The 16,386-nt window shown below is 41.6% G+C and carries 15 protein-coding genes; 8 read left to right on the forward strand and 7 right to left on the reverse strand.

Annotation, left to right across the window (positions count from 1 at the left end; genetic code table 11):
• The first annotated feature begins 121 nt into the window (after window positions 1–121).
• From NG821_RS11080 to NG821_RS11090, 3 genes are read left to right on the forward strand one after another with little or no spacing between them, the layout of a single operon-like run.
• Window positions 122–775: a leucine-rich repeat domain-containing protein gene (locus NG821_RS11080; protein ID WP_252761728.1), complete on the forward strand. Its 654-nt coding sequence runs from the start codon at window positions 122–124 to the stop codon at window positions 773–775.
• Between the two features lie 55 nt (window positions 776–830).
• Window positions 831–2,885: an RNA degradosome polyphosphate kinase gene (locus NG821_RS11085; RefSeq protein WP_252761729.1), complete on the forward strand. Its 2,055-nt coding sequence runs from the start codon at window positions 831–833 to the stop codon at window positions 2,883–2,885.
• Window positions 2,886–2,914: 29 nt separating this feature from the next.
• On the forward strand, window positions 2,915–3,859 hold the full coding sequence (locus tag NG821_RS11090; RefSeq protein WP_252761730.1) for a Ppx/GppA phosphatase family protein: 945 nt from the start codon (window positions 2,915–2,917) through the stop codon (window positions 3,857–3,859).
• 536 nt (window positions 3,860–4,395) lie between these two features.
• Here the strand turns inward: NG821_RS11090 and NG821_RS11095 are convergent.
• From NG821_RS11095 to NG821_RS11115, 5 genes are all read right to left on the reverse strand, one after another.
• Window positions 4,396–6,477 (reverse strand): TonB-dependent receptor, encoded by a 2,082-nt coding sequence (locus tag NG821_RS11095; RefSeq protein WP_252761731.1) that lies wholly within the window; start codon window positions 6,475–6,477, stop codon window positions 4,396–4,398.
• 37 nt (window positions 6,478–6,514) lie between these two features.
• Window positions 6,515–7,261, reverse strand: coding sequence for a tetratricopeptide repeat protein (locus NG821_RS11100; RefSeq protein ID WP_252761732.1), 747 nt, complete (start codon window positions 7,259–7,261; stop codon window positions 6,515–6,517).
• Window positions 7,262–7,271: 10 nt separating this feature from the next.
• On the reverse strand, window positions 7,272–7,994 hold the full coding sequence (locus tag NG821_RS11105; RefSeq protein ID WP_252761733.1) for a hypothetical protein: 723 nt from the start codon (window positions 7,992–7,994) through the stop codon (window positions 7,272–7,274).
• Between the two features lie 102 nt (window positions 7,995–8,096).
• Window positions 8,097–8,816 (reverse strand): ABC transporter permease, encoded by a 720-nt coding sequence (locus tag NG821_RS11110; protein ID WP_252761734.1) that lies wholly within the window; start codon window positions 8,814–8,816, stop codon window positions 8,097–8,099.
• Between the two features lie 12 nt (window positions 8,817–8,828).
• Window positions 8,829–9,674 carry an ATP-binding cassette domain-containing protein gene (locus tag NG821_RS11115; protein WP_252761735.1) on the reverse strand — a complete coding sequence of 282 codons (846 nt, stop codon included), beginning with the start codon at window positions 9,672–9,674 and terminating at the stop codon, window positions 8,829–8,831.
• Window positions 9,675–10,282: 608 nt separating this feature from the next.
• Between NG821_RS11115 and NG821_RS11120 the strand changes: the two genes are divergently transcribed.
• The 4 genes from NG821_RS11120 (at window position 10,283) to NG821_RS11135 (ending at window position 13,143) form a co-directional block, all read left to right on the forward strand.
• Window positions 10,283–10,837 (forward strand): RNA polymerase sigma factor, encoded by a 555-nt coding sequence (locus NG821_RS11120; protein ID WP_252761736.1) that lies wholly within the window; start codon window positions 10,283–10,285, stop codon window positions 10,835–10,837.
• Complete coding sequence (locus NG821_RS11125; protein ID WP_252761737.1) at window positions 10,834–11,331, forward strand: hypothetical protein; 498 nt, start codon at window positions 10,834–10,836, stop codon at window positions 11,329–11,331. The genes NG821_RS11120 and NG821_RS11125 overlap by 4 nt, the downstream gene beginning before the upstream one ends.
• A 50-nt stretch (window positions 11,332–11,381) precedes the next feature.
• Complete coding sequence (locus NG821_RS11130; protein WP_252761738.1) at window positions 11,382–11,858, forward strand: Spy/CpxP family protein refolding chaperone; 477 nt, start codon at window positions 11,382–11,384, stop codon at window positions 11,856–11,858.
• A 526-nt stretch (window positions 11,859–12,384) separates the two neighbouring features.
• Complete coding sequence (locus NG821_RS11135) at window positions 12,385–13,143, forward strand: hypothetical protein (RefSeq protein WP_252761739.1); 759 nt, start codon at window positions 12,385–12,387, stop codon at window positions 13,141–13,143.
• A gap of 312 nt (window positions 13,144–13,455) precedes the next feature.
• Here NG821_RS11135 and NG821_RS11140 read toward each other — a convergent pair whose 3' ends face one another.
• Window positions 13,456–14,628 carry an aspartyl protease gene (locus NG821_RS11140; protein ID WP_252761740.1) on the reverse strand — a complete coding sequence of 391 codons (1,173 nt, stop codon included), beginning with the start codon at window positions 14,626–14,628 and terminating at the stop codon, window positions 13,456–13,458.
• Between the two features lie 235 nt (window positions 14,629–14,863).
• Between NG821_RS11140 and NG821_RS11145 the strand changes: the two genes are divergently transcribed.
• Window positions 14,864–15,439 (forward strand): sugar O-acetyltransferase, encoded by a 576-nt coding sequence (locus NG821_RS11145; protein WP_252761741.1) that lies wholly within the window; start codon window positions 14,864–14,866, stop codon window positions 15,437–15,439.
• A gap of 711 nt (window positions 15,440–16,150) precedes the next feature.
• Here NG821_RS11145 and NG821_RS11150 read toward each other — a convergent pair.
• Window positions 16,151–16,386 (reverse strand): hypothetical protein (locus NG821_RS11150; RefSeq protein ID WP_252761742.1); only part of this gene is annotated, 236 nt, incomplete at its 5' end.

Below are 16,386 nucleotides of genomic sequence, written 5' to 3' on the forward strand. Positions count from 1 at the left end.
ATGAGTTTGAGCGTTTTGTCTGTTTATTTTATCAATACAAATATACAAAATTTCCCTGTAACAAGGGCACTCAAACTCACTTTTATTTGTTAAATAAATCAATTCTTTTTACTTCCGAAACTTGAGTGAATTACTTGTCAATTTAGCTTTGCAGAAGATTACCGCTGACCACTTCGAATATGACGATAAGGCCGTTTTTTCGAGTGATTACAAGCGGATGATCTATTGTCTTTATGAAGGGGACCGTTTTGTCATCCCTGACAAAGTGGAAGTGATAGGGCAGAAGGCATTTTACAAGAAGGAAAATCTTAAGGAAGTATTGATCCCCGGCTCTGTCAAGACAATAGAGAAGGATGCCTTTACGGGTTGTGATTCTCTAGAGAGAATTCATATCCCTGCATCTGTTGAACGGATAGAGGGTTTCGCCTTTTCCGAATGCAGCAAACTCAAGACTGTTATTTTCGACGGTGTTCCCAAGCACCTGAGTCGGCATGCCTTTGAGGACAGTGAGCGTCTGGCTAATATCGTCGTCCCTGGTGGAACTGTTAAGAAGTTTCGTAAAGCCCTTCACTTTGAAGAAGAGGATATGGACTACGTCGTTGTGGATCGCTATACGGCTGAATCCGATTCTGCCGATGAATTGAAAAAGAAGACGATTAAGGCTAATCTGGACAAGGCTGCAAAGGCTGAAGGTAAGAATGGCTCGTCTGAAAAAGACAAGGCAGAGAAGAATCGCAAAGGAAACAAGAAAGATAAAACCGATAAGAAAAAGTGAGAGAAGGGCAATCAGCATTTGATTGATAAAAGGCCCTGATACGAGGAGGAAGTTAATGAAGAATACCTTGAAATTGAAAAATTATGTACCGCGGGACGTCAGTTGGATGTATTTTAATCACCGGATTCTTTTGGAAGCCGAGAAGGAATATGTCCCCCTACTTGAGCGTCTTTCTTTTTTGGGTATTTATTCCAATAATCTGGATGAGTTTTTCCGTGTAAGGGTTGCTTCACTGAGCCGTTTGCTGGAAGATAAAAGATTGGGTAGATCAACAAGGATGGCGCTCAAAAGGAGTTTGAAGACGATCAATCAACTCAATAAGTCTCATTCCCAGGAATATACGGAGTGTACGAGACGCGTATTTCAAGAACTTGAAGCGCATAAGATTCGTCTGCTGGATGAAAATCAGTTGAATGACCAACAGAAGAAATTCCTGACAGATTTGTTCTATCAGAAACTCAATGGGAGCATTAATCCTATTTGGATGTCCCAGATCTCGAAGTTGACTTCACTGGAGGATAACCGCATCTATCTATTGGTCGAACGTACGGAGATCGAATCTCAGAAAACCCATTATATTGTCGTGAAAGTACCTGACAGGTATTATGGCCGGTGGATACATGTGCCTTCGAGCGATGGCTTTGACAATATCATGTATCTGGACGATGTCGTCCGGTATTGTCTGCCGCTGGTCTTTATTGGTTTGAAGGAGAGCACCTACCGTGCCTATTCTTTCAAGTTTACTAAGGATGCGGAAATGGAGATGGACAACTATTCCGATTACGGTACGATGGAGAAGATCGCTGCCGGTGTGAACTCCCGGAAAAAGGGTGAAGCCGTGCGCGTCATCTATGATCAGAATATGCCGAAACGCATGGTCAAGGAGATCTTGAAGCGATTGGATATGAAAGAGTTGGATACGTCTCTTGCTGGCGGTCGCTATCAGAACCATAAAGACTTGATGTCCTTTCCCGATTGCGGGCATACAGAATTGAAATATGAGAAATGGCCGCAAATCATGAAACCGGAATTTCTTTCAAGGAAAAGCATTCTGGACCTGATCCGCGAGAAGGACCGCTTCATCCATGTCCCTTATCACAGTTTTGATGGCTATATCCGCGTTTTGCAGGAAGCTGCCATCAAACCCGAAGTGAAGGTTATCAAAACGACCCTTTATCGCCTGGCGAAAGATTCCAAGGTCGTCAAGGCTTTGATCAATGCGGCGCATAACGGCAAGAAAGTGACGGCAGTCGTGGAACTTCTGGCTCGCTTTGACGAGGAGAGCAATATCAAATGGAGCAAGCGGATGCAGGAGGAAGGGGTCAATGTCATATTTGGCGTTGAAGGATTGAAGATCCATTCCAAACTCCTGTATATTGAGTCTAAAAAGGGGAATATCGCTTGTGTAGGAACGGGTAATTTCCATGAAAATAATGCCAAGATATACACTGACTATTTCATGATGACGGCACGCCGAAGCATTGTGAATGATGTCGCACGTGTATTTGAGTTTATCAAACGCCCCTTCTCCCAACTCCGTTTCCGTGAGTTGCTGGTGTCCCCAAATGCCATGAAAAACCGGATCTTACGTATGATAGATACAGAAATACGCAATGCGAAGGCTGGAAAAGAGGCTTGGATGAAAGTGAAAATCAATCATATCACAGATGTGGATATGGTGAAGAAAATCTATCAGGCTTCCAATGCCGGGGTGAAGATCGGACTTCTCGTGCGTGGAAACTGTTCTCTTGTTACGGGCATTCCCGGATGCAGTACCAATATTCATGCCGTAGGAATCATCGACCGCTATCTGGAACATTCCCGTATCCTTATTTTCTGTAACGGAGGAAATAACCGTTTCTTCCTTGGCAGTGCAGACTGGATGCCCAGAAATCTGGTCAGTCGAATAGAGGTGATGACGCCTGTCTATGACGAAGATCTGAAGAAAGACCTGTTGAGGACGGTGGAATATGGTTTGAAAGATACGACGAATGGCCGGATTGTAGATGGTTCGGGTACGAACGAGATACAGCCGGTGAAAGAGGGAGAAAAACCTTTCCGCTCTCAATATGAACTGTTCAAAGCTTATCATCAGGAAACAGTTCAATAGGGAAAGACATTATATAGATAATATCATTGATGAAAAAAACAGTGTTCAACCTGGCTGCAATAGACATCGGTTCTAACGGAGCCCGGCTTCTCATCAAACGCTTTGACGAGAACGCTCAGAATGAGGAGGATCCCGGCGATAAAATCATGTTTATCCGGGTGCCTCTGCGCTTGGGAAAAGATGTGTTTACCCTTGGCAGGATCTCGAAGGAACGTGAGTATATGATGATCCACATGCTTAAAGGTTTCAAGGAATTTATGAAACTGAATGACGTCAGGGCTTACCGGGCTTGCGCTACTTCCGCCATGCGGGATGCAGAGAACGGGAAGAAAGTCTTGAGGAAGATCAGGAAGAAAGCAGGGATAAGGTTGGAGATCATTCCTGGGGCTGAGGAGGCTCATCTGCTTTGCAATGACCTGATGGAAGTTGCGGCATTGCGCTCTTCCGGGCAATTGAATGAGGATGATGCTTCCGAATCCGGCAATTTCGTCTACATGGATGTCGGCGGTGGTAGCACAGAGGTGTCTCTCATTCATGACGGCGCGCTCGTAGACAGTCATTCCTTCAACATCGGTACGCTGCGTTTGCTGGGCGGAAAAGTGACCAAGGAGGAGAAATCAAATTTCGAGACGAAGTTGAAGGGATTCGCTGATAAGTTTCCTGATTTGTGTATCCTTGGTTCAGGCGGAAATATCAACAAACTCTATAAGTTGATCAAGCCCAAGAAAGACCATTATGAGTTGCCGGTATCGGATCTGAAACAGATGTATAATACCTTGAAACCGATGAGTATTGAAGAGCGTATCCACACGTTCCATTTGAAAGATGACCGTGCGGATGTCATCGTGCCGGCTGCTTCTATTTTCTTGAAAGCCAGTGAATGTCTGAAGGCTGAGTCCATCCTCGTCCCGAATATCTCTTTAGCAGATTCTATCGTAGACGGACTGTATCGGAATTATTCGAAACAGCAATAGAAATAAAATCTACTCTTTTATAGGTTACAGGACAAGAGCTTGACGGATTCCGAAAAGAAACTGTCGTTTGATGATCAGGTCTTTTCCTTATTCTCTTGTTGCGGGGCTCTTGTGATAAACAACTCTTCCGGAAGAAGAACGAAAAGGTGTCTCGTTCTTCTTCGGTATTTTAGAAGTACATGACAGATCACTGATGTCTACTGATTTTAGACCTGGTTATCAGTAGTGGATAACCGGTTTTTCTTACCCGAAAATGGCGTGTTGGTAGTTTCGAGAAAGTCAGCCGTCTCTTTCGAGAAACATGGCCGCTTCTTTCGAGAAACATCAAGGCGGTCTTTCTCGAAACAGCGAAATCCTATTTTTCCGAACTTGTAAAAGGCTTTCTCAAATCCAACTATGGGCAATGTTAACCTTCAAGATAATCTTTTTTGAACAAAAGACCACAATAGAAAACGGAGAGGGAACAAGTAGTGAACGGAGTGAGATTGTCAGGGAACGGATTTAATTTAACCAATGGGTTATTGAAGCATATTTTTTTAGAAAGTGAAGATGACCCCGAAATAGATCGTCCGTCTTTGGAAGGGTAATGACAGACGTTGGGTATAGGACTCGTTATAGTAATACCCTCTGACATTATTCCTGTTCAACAGATTTGTGGCATTTAAAAAGAGGAGCATACTGAAAGATTTCATGCCGAAGTAATGGCTCATACTATAGTCCAAACTTGAATAGGGGCTATATTTTTCTGAATTGTATTCCCCGAATATAGGATAGACCGTTCCGTCTGAAGTCTCGGTACTTGAAACGGGCGTATCGTATAGGCCTTGTCTCGTGTTAAACGATAATGCAGCATTGAAAAGAGCACTGTTCTGATATTCCACGAAACACTTGAAAAGGTAATTCAGATCATTCTGTGCTCTATGCCAACCGGGTTGGGCCGTTTCCTTAAAGCGGACATCCAATGAGGATAAGGATGTCCAAAAAACAAAATGACCAACTGGAATCCTTGCTGAGGCTTCGATTCCTTTGATGAAAGTCTTGATGTCTTCCACTTGGTCTGTCTCAAACAGGTACTCGGGGGTTCGCTCCATCTTCAAATAACCGGATAGGGAAAACTCCAACTTATGGAGTTTTAAGAGATAATCCAAACTCAACTGTTTAGAACTCGTATGCTTCATTAATCTCATCATATACTCCGGGACGGAATAACCGTTATATTGCCCGCATGACAGGATAACGGAATGCTTGCCTGCCCAGTTGTAACGCATATTCGATTGCCATGAGAAGAAATCGGGCTGGTCTTTCATCGGAATGTTTTTCCTCATTCCAAAACCTATTTTCACATGTGTGAAATTTAATTTTGAGTAGAGGAAACTCTCTAAGGACTGGTTGGAAAGATGGTTCTTCAAGTCAGTTGTCGGCGAGCCGGGCTTTAGATTTGCAGTTATTGCCGATGGGTATATCCCACGATAGGAATAACGGGCAAATTGGTCATCCAGTCCTCCCTTGATACTTAGCGTTTTGCCGGCATCATACTTCGCAAAGAGAGAATTGAACAGTCGGAAAGAATGATTCCTTTCCAGGATGTTGCCGAAGGAATAGTTGGAATATGAGTAATCCACCCCGTCATTGAAGGACAGAAGAAATCTTCCGCTGTTGTACTCGAGGTTCGTAACATGGAAATCCCGGGTCTTGCGGGCGTCCTGCCGCCCCCAATAATTATATTCTCCCGTGCTGGAACTGTAATTCTCGTGCACGATGTAAGAATAATGGTTGAAATAGAGTTGTCCGAACAACTGGGTGTGGAAATTGACTCCCAGGTCATGTGAAGCGAAAGAATTGATGTTCTCAGACGCTTTCCGATTCACGTCCTTGTACAAATCAGAAAATTGGTCATTGGTGAAGAGTTGCATGAACGTATTGTCCCTGAAACTCCTTTGGTAGAGAGCGCCCACACTCGCCAGTGAGAGACTGACAGATAGAGACTGCTTTTCCTCAAGGTGGTCCACTGTCTTGATATCGACAATGCCTGAGACGGCATCACCGTATTCCAAAGGCGGATTGCTGGGATAGACATTCTGCTCCTTGATGAGTTCTGTATTGAACAAACTGAAATTTCCCATATTGTTCAATTGCTCGTTTCTCACGGGATTGATCACGGGTACGCCATTGAGCAGCACTCTGCTCAAATCAGCAGCGCTCCCTCTGAGTTCGGGGTTCGCACTCTCTGTCGTACTGGTGCTGTACGGCAGGATCTTTATGGCTTTCAGCGGGTCTGCTCCGGAGAAGGGGGCTTGGTAGATGTCGGATCTCTGTAAATCGGATACTGCAAATTCTTGGGAAAGGGGATCTGAGGCGGTGATGACGACAGAATTGAGAATGACTTTTGATTCTCTCAGTACGATGTATAGGGGAGAGTGTATCTGACCGACCGCTTCCTTATAAGGATCGAATCCCATAAAAGTTACATTGAGCGTATCGTCTGGAGTCTTCTCATTGACAAGGATGGAGAAATTGCCATTTTCATCCACCAAGACCGTATGCTTCTTGTCTTTTGACAAGAAGACAGTTGCAGCAAAGGCTGGGTCACCGCCAGCCTTTACCGTACCTGAAATCACCTCTTGAGCATTTGTTGAAAGTGTGTAGGAGAGTAGACTAATCAGTAAAAGAATCTTTAAAACGGGATATCTCGGGATCATTAGGATAAGCTTTGACGGCTTCACTGTAAATTGTCTTCGCTTTGTCTGACTGTTTCTTCTCCGTAAGATACCGGAGCAGATAGACGTAGGCCTCCCGCTTTCCCCACGAGGGGAGATAGCGGTTGGGACTCTCTTGTGAAGGCAGCGATAAGGCCTTGGTCCAAAGACTTTCACATTTGGTCTTTCCACCATAGATCTCCGGACTGTAGTAATCGATCATTCCCAGGATGACCCAGCCTCGGATGTTCATACTGTCGGCAGCAATGGCCTTTTGGGCATTCTTGGTGCTTTCCATAGCTAATGTGGCGGCATCCATGCCTGTAGCGAAACGGATGGAGACACTTTGTGCATAGGCCAGCAATGCGTACAACTCCGAGTCCGGGTGCTTATAACTTTCGATGATTTTAATGGCTTCACCGATGGCGTTCTTCGCTGGAGTTTCCATGCCGGAATTGAGATCACTCAGTCCTTCGAATAGTTTCTCGTAAGATTGCCAGTAGGTGACGACCTTACTCTGTTTTTGTGTTGCGAGCCATTTTCCTGCCATTACCAGGGAGTCCTGGTTCTTGCTCTGGATAGAGTTGGCATATAGCCGGTCTAATGTGGACTGGATTTGGTCCAAGTGGAAATTCCCGTTTGACTGGGAATAGATGCGGCTTGAAAAAGTGGATAAGAGAATGAATAAGATTACTATTTTCTTCATAATGATAGCATTAAATTCCTGATTTCTTGCCTAAAACCTGAAGTTCTTTGGAATGTGGGAAAACTCTTAACCCTTGCAAACAGGTTTTCCGGGCTTCGGCTTTCTTTCCTTTAGACAAATAGAATGTGATCAATAATTGATAGGCTTCCAATTTGCCCCACCTGGGAAGCCATGGATTGGCATTCTTGTTTTGACGGAGGGAGATGGCTTTCTTGAGGTCATACTCGCATTTCTTTTGTCCTCCCATCATAAGCGGCGTGTAATAATCGATGGTTCCCATGACATACCAGGCACGTACGTTGTTCTTATTCTGGCTTATGGCGCGGTTGGCATTGTTGAAACATAATTTATAGGCAATACCTGCTTCCATCCCTTGGAGATTGCTTAATGTCATGGCTTGCATGAGGGCCTCCAAGGCTAGATTCTCCGAATTGCCGTCGGTCTTCTGCAAGATCGAGATGCCTTGTTGCAAGAAATTCCTGTTGTTTTTATGATAAACTTTAAGGTAGGTGGCTTCGTTCAAACGAGTATAGGCTAACCAGTAATTGCGGTTGGGCATTTTCTTATTTGAATAGATCTTTCCATATAGGACCTGCAGCGGACGGAATGATTTCGTGCGGATGGCCTGAGCATAGGTATTACGGATCTGTGTCTCTATCAGGGTGGTGCCGTAAATGTTCCCCGGTAAGACAAGACAAAGGATAATTATAAGGATAGAAATGGATTTTCTCATTATCTGATTTTAAACAATTGAGGCTACGTTATATTGTGGTCCCGACAAGGCCTCTGCATAAGGTCCGGTCAGAAGTATGATGACAAACTCGAACGTCGTCTTTTATCTTTTGATTTTCAGATGTTTCCAACCGATGATCTGCAGTACCAATAAAACCGAAATCCATATAAATAGCGGCCAATAGGATCCTGCCCCTCTCATCATGTTAAGTATGGGAGTTATGGGATTGAAGTTTAAAACGTAGGAGAGGGAAGGATTCATCTCTGAAACGGGGTAAAAGGAATCGCTGACGAAGATGATGATGTAAAAGGCGGAATTCATGACGGTGTTCTCGGATTTCTTCGACTCTACAAATTCGCCCAGCAATATGCCGATGAGAGAAAAGAGTACCATGCCTGACACTACCCCGCAAACGATCTGCAGGAGTTCTTTGGGCGTAAAGGTCAGGTGATTGAAAATCAGGGCAAACAGCAGCAGAAAGATCGTTGCTGCAATCATCATGACCAGACGACTGAGGACTAGTGAAATGATATGATAGTTGAAACTGTAGGACAGGGTCTTGAAGACCCTGAACATTCCATTCTCATAATACTTCACTATGACATCTCCTATGGCAAGGATAGAATTACTCACTACTGTGATGGCGATGATGCCGGTAAGGAGAAATCGGCTGTATTCGGGGGTGTCGTTTCCCCAAATCATGACAAAGACAACATAGAGAAAAATAGGGAATACGATGGTAAAGAAAAAAGCTTTCTGTACTCTCAAAAAACTGCGTGTCTCGCATACCGTTCCGTATGTTATCGCTCTAAGTCTGTTCATTGTAAACTTACTTTAGGATTTGACTTCTTTTGAACTTAAATAGCGGTATACATCATAGATGTCGGGTTCTGAAAGGGAAAGGTCATTTGTCTTGGTGTACTGTGACAGATCCGACCGGGAAGAGACGAGACTGACACTTCTTTCTCCTTCTGTATACTGGAAAGAATCTGCGATGCGGGGAACGTCGTCTTTGTTTTCTGTGACCATTTTCTTGTCAAAAGGCAGCATTGAAAGTAATTGCTTCTCAGTGGAGAGTGGCGCGATGTTGTGCCCTTTGTAGATGAGCAGGAATTGATTGGCATAGGCCTTGGCTTCATCCCATTTATGGGTGATGAACAGTGTGGTTATGCCCTTGTCTGACAAGAACTTCCATACGTCGTCTTGGGTCTGTTTGTCCAGGTCTGAGGTCAACTCATCGGAGAACAATACCTTGGGATGGGACATAAGGGCAACCGCGATGGCTACTCGCTTCCGCTCTCCCTTGGATAAATATTTCATTCTCTTTGCCTTCAGTTCTTCTATTTTCAAAAGAGTGAAAATAGCCGTTTCCGGTGTTCCGCCATACATGAGAGAGAAATACTTGACCAATTCACCAACTTTGAAGTTGGGGAGAATTTCAAAACTGTCCCATATCGCGGAAATACGAGAGGGACTCTGCAATTCTTCGTCAAAGGTCACACGGCCGGAACTTGGGGATACTACTCCTAGCATGGTCTCAAATAGTGATGTCTTTCCGGCACCGTTATTGCCGAGAACAGCTATACGGTCATTGTAATTGACCTCAAAAGAGACTCCACAAAGAATTTCTTTCCCGGATGAAACTTGATATCTCAGATCCGAAACGTCTATACAACTCATCCTCGTCCTTTCTTTATTGCTCTTGATGATGTGTCATCGCTGCCTGTTCTTTTTTCTTGAAAATAGAACGTGTCGCTCTAACTGATATGATAAAGTTGGTCTCAAACTCCTACGTTCATCATTTTGGTGTTACGGACTCTTTCTTATGGCTCCCCGATTAAAAAGTCCTCTAATATGAGAAGCTTTAGTTAATTTAAGTAACAAATATAGGCTATTTACTTATAATATTGAAATTTTTTCGGTATTTTCTGATGTTTTGATAGATTTAGTACTCTAAATGCTATCGCTATTGCTATATTTATGTCTATTTGATAGTAGAGGTTTGATGAATCGGACAAAAAGGAGTTATGTGTTTTGTCTTGTATCAATAGTATTGTCTGAAAGAAATAATAGGTCTAGTTTACATGTGCACGACATCCTATTATAATAAGGTGCACGGATTGCTAAATCTTTGTCATCAGATAGTAGTGAATGGGAAATCACATCATCACGATATTAAAAAACTAATATTTCTTCCTTTGCCTTTTAACCTTTTCGCGTTTGTATCATCTATTATATAATGAAAGGTAAAGGGACAGTAGAGATCGGTAGTGCAAAAATTATCTTGTATGGATATATCCCAAAATAATGGACAACTGTTGAAGATGCTTAATTCTGATGAACAGCGGGAACAAGGTTTCCGCCTTCTGATGAAGAAGTATGGACGTCCTTTGTATTTCTATATCCGACGGATCGTAGTAGGGCATGATGATGCAGAAGATGCCTTGCAGGAAACTTGCATTCAGATATACCGTAAAATCGGCCAGTTGAAGAATGAGGATCAACTCCTGCCTTGGATCTACAGAATTGCTACACGTGAATCCTTGAGGGTATTGAAGCATCATACCAGATTGTTCCGAAGTATTGACGATCTCGGTAATGCCCTGGAAAGAAAACTGACAACTGAATATTCCATGGATGCTGATGACACCCAACTCCTTTTACGGAAGGCTTTGTTGAAATTGCCGACTCAGCAGCGACTGACTTTTTGCATGAGGTATTACGATGATCTGAGTTATGAGGAAATGTCTTCAATAACGGGGAAACGCATTGGGACTCTGAAGGTGAATTATTCCTATGCTGTCAGTAAGGTAAAATCCTATATAAAAGCTCATGAGATATGAAAGAAATCAAGAAAAGCGATACTTCCGGCATTGGTCGGGAAAATGATGAGTATATTGACGGCTTGATCGATCGTGCTGTTGATAAAGCTATAGAGGATCAGAAACTTCATGTCGTAAGGGTGAGGAAACGGAAACTGGTACTGTCTTCCGCTGCTGTCCTCTTGCTGTTGTTCTCTTTTGGAGCCGGGTATCTTTTCCAATCCCCTGGCCTTCAAGATCGTTCCGTGAGGTCTTATCCGACTCATGAAGTTGTTCCAACTCCTGCTTCAACTGCCGGAGAGAAAACAGATAAACCGACAAATAAAGGGATCGTCAAGGTGGATTCAAAATCTATAGGTGTCTCTGTAGGTGCTCATCGTCAGGTGCATCCGATGATCCATGGCGCTCTTCATCAGCATCGGGATGACGCTTTGGACGAAACGCTCAACTCAATTGACGATAAGGATATGCAATACGTGGATTGCTATGAAATAGATGATATTCCGGAATACTAATTATAGATAAAAAAGAAACGCTGCGTTTAACAGCATAAAAAGAAAAAGCAATGAAAAAAGTATTATTGTCATTTTTAATGGTCCTTTCAGCCCTCACTATGAGTGCGCAAAGCACGAGGACTGACAGCATTCGAGAGAAAATCTTTGATGGTAAAGTTAATGAGATGGTGACCCGACTCAAACTGACGGATCAACAGAAAACGGCTTTCGTGCCACTCTACAAATCTTATAATGAAGATATGCAGGCGGCTATGAAAAAAACTAAGAAACCTGCTTCTAAACCGACTACGAGTTCGGAGGTCGCAGAACTGATTAAGAGTCATCTGGAGAGTCAGAAGAAGGCTATCGATGTACGTGAGAAATATATTGATAAATTCTCTAAAGTCTTGGATGCAGATCAGTTGGGCAAATTCTTGAGAGTGGAAAACCGGATTCAACTTCGGATCAGACAGCGCAAGAATCATCAGTTTCATAAGGGCCAATTGAAGAATAGACCAATGATGATGAAAAAGGACAAAAATATGTAGTTCTTAATGATTTTCTCGGGCATTGGAATATCACAGCCAAAGTATCTGTCTTTCGCAGTGCCTGAGTCTCTTTGAATTTCCCGGGTAGGCATCAGTGCCTGTCCGGGAAATTTTGTAAATATCTGAACTGAACCGCTCTGCCCTAAAAGACTGAATCTTGTGCCGATGGGATGAAGGTCAATGGTTCTTGTTTTACAACTGGTAGGGTAGTCCTTTTGTCGATTGAATATTCTCGATAGATGTCAGTTGGATCTTTTTTTATGCAGCGGTCTTTTTAGATTTCTTCTTGTTTCTCAAATCTCTTATTCTTGCTTAGTATGTGCTCGCAATCATCAGATTAATTTCCTGTAAAGTGTTTTGTACAGTATTTGTTAAGTAGAAGCGTAACTCCTAATGTTACAAATTTATAAAACATTACAATTATAGTTTCTAAAGAAGAAGTTATAAGAAAGTTTGGCTAACTTTGAAAACGCTCAATCAATCATGGTTGAGGGAATACCATCGAATAATTTTAAATATATAAAATATGAGAAAAAGCGCATCTGTCTTAATGTTACTTCTTGTCGTTGTTTTGGCAATGACAAGTTGTTCAAGCAATCCATTGAAGTCTCAAACCAAAAGCATCAGTTCTCAATTACCTTTAAAGTTCGCCGACTGGGCTTCAGTCACGGAAGCAACTTTTGATGCTGCCAATAATGCTGTTAATCTGGTCGTAGACATCAAGAACAATGGTAGAATAAATATGGATTTGTTGGATCAAGAAAAAGATGATTTGGCAACAGGAATGACTTTCTTCTTTTACGGTCCTAAGGGCAGTTTGCAATCCATGGCTCCGTCTCTGATCCAGAATAAGGGCGCGCTTTCTTTCACCTTCCGTGATGCTCAGTCTAAAAAGGTAATCAAGGCGATTGTACCTGCCGAAAAGGTCAACCAACTCTTGAGTCAGGCCAAACCTTTGGATGAATTGAAGGGAAAAGTGGCTATCGGTAATTTGACTGCTCCTAATGATTTTGATGATTTTAATAAGTTGGGACAGATGAAGGTGACGAGCGACAATCTGGAAGTGACTTTATTGGTGGATTCTAAAGTCTTTCGGGCAAATTTAAACCCAAAGGAACTGAAGAATTATATCTCTCAGAATGTGCTCATTGACATTGATTTGAAGCAGTTGACGACTTTGGCTGCTAAAGCTGGTCTTGGCGCTATAGTTGATTATACCAATGCAAGTACGGGCAAAAAATTGACGACTGGTTTTACTAAAGATGAACTCTTGAGTAAAAAATAAATTGTGCGTCGCAGCTTGAGATAAGAACTTCAACTTTATGGCGTGAAAGACCGTATTGAACTGGTTGTAAGTTGATGCTTCCGTTGGTCTTATCTCTGATTATTGGTTCGTCAAACACCTGCAACTCATGGAAATGGTGCAGGTGTTTGACGGATAATAGAAAAGTAATAATAGTTAATTGGAGTTGATAAAAGTGTTTTGTCTCTATCTCTCCATCAAGCAAATGCGTTGGGTATGCTCTTTCTTTTAGTATACCATTCTTAGTTTAATGATGGGCCTTTTTCAGGGATCAGTTTGCCCTAGAACATCCATTTATCGCTTGACTGTAATTGATTTCTTAAAACCTCTTGCGTCTAATAGGATGAACTGATAATTCTTATTTTCTTCAAATTTGTAATCGACAAATTCGCTATAATTAGTTATGGCTTGCCCGTTAATGCTTAATACGGTATCACCTTGCCGCATTCCTGATTTATAGGCATCACATTGTTGCCAGATAAGTGCTATCTGCGGCTTGTTATTGACATCGATGAAGGCTACGCCAAACTGCTTGTTGCTGACATCTACACTATCGGCATGATTATAGGGTTGAAATGTGATGTTCTTCTTTCGGGGGCTGATGATGATATTTCCATAGTTGAATATTTGTGCTCCTATCCTCGAATTTCCCTGGGTGGTGATCGTGTGGACTCTGTTGAAGGAATAGTCCGCCCATTTTATACGGTCTAAATTCAGGAATACAACTTCCGATGGCTTTTCTATGCTGTTGGTGGCGACTGTAAAATTCCCTGTAGTACGACCTTCAACTTGTGCATTGACTTGTTTGCTTTTATAAGCATGTTGCAGAAAACTGGTATGATTCATGATATAGAGTTGCTTTGCGCCACTGTCGAAAAGGGCTTGGTCCACGTGCCGGATGAACGGACTTACGAGGACATAGGGTACAAACCATTTTAGTTTGTATTTGAGCGAATATCCCGGTTCTTTGTCGAAATATCCTTTTATGTCACTCAAAATCATGATCTTGTGCTTGATGTCAATCTTGGCACTGAGTCCTTTGTTGAAGAGATCAAAACCGATGATACCATCATAATCGTGTATCGGATATGAGGACTTGACGATGGAGGCAACATATCCTGAAATGTTCAACTTTCCCATCATGAATGGTGCAATTTGGACTGCTTGTATCGTATCTGCTACATTATTGGCATCATGGGAAATGACTCCTCCGAGATTTTCCATAATGGGTACTCTGCTGTTTTGATATAGCATTCCTTGACTTGAACCGGTATCAAGGTTGAATCTGTAATTCCTTCCTTGTATGAGGACGTTAATGTATATTTGGTCGTTGTCGTATTCAATGGGGATCGTATCAACGAAATTCTTAAGGGAAATCGTAAAATTGGTTTGATAATGGTGCATCTGCTGCGAGGAGATGTTTAATGTAAAAGCTGTCAATAAGAGTAAAATATAGAATTTCTTCATGTTCCGAATTTTATAATAGTTTTATGAATGTCTTATTTGATGCAAATATATAAAAAAGCACGATAGTTCTTGGTGCCTTTATAAATAATTCGTTATATTTGTCTTCTTCTGCATGGAACGTATGGGATATATTACATACAAATTGACGTCATTCTCATGCGTCTTGAGCACGAATTTGTCTGGCATGATTGCTTTCATGCAATTGAAAAAATTAAGGGCATAATATTTATGATTTATGAAGGAGACTGAATTTGAAAAAATGCGTAATGAAGAGTTTTATGATTTCTCTGATCATGATATTCTTGCAAGTTTGAGTCATGCTAAAGGAGCGTGTCATCATTTGAACGAACTGACTCTCATTTCGCCCGGTTATAGGGAGGCCTTGATAGAAGTTATTCCAAATATCCCTGATACTTCAAAAGTTAGCCCTCCGTTTTATTGTGATCATGGTAACGGTATGGACATAGGACAGCATGTCTTTATCAATTATAATTGTTGTTTTCTTGATGAGGCTTATATCCATATAGATGACTTTGTCAGGATTGGACCTATGTGCCAATTTTATACGGTCTCTCACCCTTTTGATCCAATTTGCCGTCGTGAATCTGTTGAGATCGGTCATCCGATAACGATAGGCAAGGATACCTGGCTGGGTGGAGGGGTTATCGTTTGCCCTGGAGTAACAATAGGGGAAAGATGTATTATCGCTGCGGGCTCTGTTGTTGTCCATGATATTCCTGATGATTGTATGGCTGCAGGTAATCCTGCTGTTGTCAAGAAATGCTTTAAAGGTGGAGAACTACTAAAATAGTAGATTGATATATCTCCTAGAATCGTTTCCTAAATTCTTTCGTTGAAAATATAAATAAACTTAAAAAATGCCTTATTATAAAAGGTATATCATTATTTTTATTATCTTTGGTTACGAAGAATAGAAATATGCTTCCTATGCCGTGGATACGGATGTGAGCAATAAGGTCGCTTGATTTCCGGTCCATAACATAGTACTCCGATTATATTAACTTTTTGCGAGTAACTGTAATTCAATATTTCAAGAACCTTTTACTGTTTTTATTATGAAAAACCAAAAGAATGAAATGATTGAACAGATTTTTGTAGACTACACAAATAATAAGAATGATTTCAAAAGTTCTAAAGATCAGGATCATAAGATCAGTGTAGATATTTGGTACGGGTGATGTAAATATGCTTTAAGTGCTATTGTTCCCTTCTAAGGAATTCACTTGTATAATCTGTTTTAACAGGGATTGAGTAATTTCAATTTTTGAGTTTGAATTAAAAAATGATTAACTACATGGATCAAGACAGCCTTTCTGATAATGGTTAGTTAGGCTGTCCTGATTTTTAAAAGAGTAATGGAACTTTCTATTTTAAGGGAGTAACCTTAATATGGCTATAGAAAAACTAAAACTATATTGATCTTAAGGCGGACTTTGTCTGGGTATGACACTTCTCTTTGTCTTTTTGAAGTTAAGATATTGATATGTTGTCATATAGACTATCACGGATAGTTTTCTCCGTATGTTTTAGCCGACTTCCCTTTGTCAATAAAGTCGAAATGTTTCAGAAATTGTTTGAATTTTCTACCTAAATGTTTGGAGGATTCAGATGAAATGCATACCTTTGCAACCGCTTTCGGCAAAAAACCGGGGGCGAAAGAAAGAGTTCTTTGAAAAGATTCACATAAAACAGACAGGCAGTACAAGAATGGGACTTGCCTATGTACTTTCGAGTACA

It is taken from the genome of Segatella cerevisiae (genome assembly GCF_024054555.1).
Taxonomy (GTDB): domain Bacteria; phylum Bacteroidota; class Bacteroidia; order Bacteroidales; family Bacteroidaceae; genus Prevotella; species Prevotella cerevisiae.